Source organism: Streptomyces sp. NPDC054841 (assembly GCF_053611045.1).
In genome coordinates this window covers 1-1,393 of the sequence record NZ_JBSGZO010000903.1, presented here as the reverse complement: position 1 = coordinate 1,393, position 1,393 = coordinate 1, and the positions used below count along the sequence as shown (strand labels likewise).

Annotated in this window: 1 protein-coding gene; it reads left to right on the top strand. The window is 68.1% G+C overall.

What is annotated here, in order from left to right; genetic code table 11:
* The coding region (locus ACWGI8_RS44305; protein ID WP_453669291.1) for a hypothetical protein at window positions 1-1,393 on the top strand (1,393 nt) is incomplete at both ends.

Genomic DNA, 1,393 nt, shown 5'->3' with positions numbered 1-1,393 from the left:
GGGACATGGACTTCGCCTTCGGGCACGACAGGGTGGAGTATTTTGGGGCCATTCCGCTGGACGATTCCCAAGCCTTTGCGCAGATGCTGGCCAAAGCCCTGCCGAAGGGGATCGAGGCTTCCGTGCGGAATGCCGCGCGCCGTCAGCTGGCCGCCGAACTGGTCCGGCTGGCCGGCCAGGAGGCTGGCCAGCGGATGCTCGTCGAGGGCCTGACGTTCCCCTTCTCTGTAGGGAGTGGGCCACAGCGCGGCACGTATCTAAGCACCGCGCGAATGTCGCTGGGCGATCCCAGCACGGCCGAGTATCTGCCCGAGCACCTCCCGCTCGGCGCACCCGACGTCGTCAACACCGCGACTGCCGACCCGAATCTGGCGCTCAGCACGACCAGCAAGACAGCGCTCAGCACCGCTCGCGGCGGGGGGCTGTCGGTCAATGCCCTCGCAGCCCTTCCGGTCACTACCGGCATCGACAACTTTGTGTTCCTCGGCGGCACGGTGGGCGGCGCCGGGACGGAGACCCACGTCTCCGCGCTCACCCACTCCGTGCAGGATCGACGCACATTCGGCACTTCCGGCGAGCCTGCCTGGTTCGCCTTCAAGGGTGCTTCCGCCGAGCTGGAGATCTTCCCGACATACGACGACGCGGAGGACTTCCTGGCGCTTGACCGCACCGCCCGCGTCAACGACACCGTGCTGATGACGTTCCCCAAAGAGTTCGCCCCGCTCAAGGGGACAGAGAAGACGCCCGGCCCGTGGATCGAGCTGCCGAGCGACGCCGCTAGCGCTGCGAAGGACGACTTCACCCGTATTCTGCTCGGCTACCACCAGGTCCCCCAACGCATCGGGGGGCTGCGCAAGCTGCGTTCGGCTGCGCGGGAGAAGCTCGGCCACCCCCTCGCCGGGCCTGGCACGGAGGCCACGGAGTACATCAACTATTGGCTGAGCGCGCCGCGCATCCAGCTGCTCCACGGCCGCATCCTCGGTGGCAAGCACACCACCACACCCGCGGACCTGCCGGACGGGAACCAGCTGTCGCTGGAACTGTCGGCACGGGCAATCGGGCTGCGCGCCCTCAGTACGGACAGGATCCCGACATCCGTCGAGGCGCGTCGGCTCACCTTCCTGCGCAAGAACCGCGGCGGCGCCGGGGCGGCCAGCCTGGCTCTGCCGGAGCTCCGTGGCATTGTCGGGTTCGGCGATCCGAGCGGGCCTGGTGGCGGTGTCCATTTCGGCGTGACCGGAGGTCTCGCCACTGAGGACGGCGTCGCTTACTCGCAAGGCAGCATGCTGGCCGGAGGCCAGTCCGACGTGCTGAGCTATGACGGCGACAGCGTGCTCTACCAGGTTCGGATCGAGGTTTCGGCAGAGCTGGACATCACCGGCCGGGGCAGCAG